Annotated in this window: 1 pseudogene; it reads right to left on the reverse strand. The window is 73.3% G+C overall.

Annotation, left to right across the window (positions count from 1 at the left end):
* Positions 1-584: pseudogene (locus GH736_RS24075) on the reverse strand (hypothetical protein); the annotation flags it as partial.

Below are 584 nucleotides of genomic sequence, written 5' to 3' on the forward strand. Positions count from 1 at the left end.
TGCCACTGACCCGACCCTGCCGGCGCATCCGCGCGCCACATCGCGCCGGCGCCGCCCGCCTGCACGAGGTCGGAACGCGACGCATGACGGAGCATCAAGGTCTGCCCGAAGAGCTCACGGGTGGCCGACTCGAGTCGGTGCACCGAGCCGGCGGATGCCGCGACGCCGACGCCGCGCGACCGCCCCTCCCTCAGCATGGTCTCGACCATCGCCTGCGCGGCGAGACGATGATCGTCGGGCCAGTCGCGGAATCCGACATCGAGGCCGTCGACGACGATGACTTCCGGCGACGCTGCGACTCCGTGACGCATTCGCTGCACCACGTCGCACAGGCGGTCCCACTGCACGCTCGCCGGCCCGCCGATGATCGTGACCGGCATGCCGGCCAGCCGCGCGGCCCGCGTGACGGCGAAGAGTGCGGTGCTGCGACCGCTGCCCGGCGCCCCCACGACGAGCAGGTGCCCGTCGCGCTGCGGGGACCACGCGAGGATCTCGTGGCGCTGCAGCTCGGGCGCGTCGACGAGGCCGAAGGCCAGCGAACCGGCGGGAACAGGTGCGGCCTCCACGGCTCGGTCGAGCTGCAG

Origin of the sequence: Agromyces humi (genome assembly GCF_009720255.1) — a bacterium.
Lineage (GTDB): Bacteria > Actinomycetota > Actinomycetes > Actinomycetales > Microbacteriaceae > Agromyces > Agromyces humi.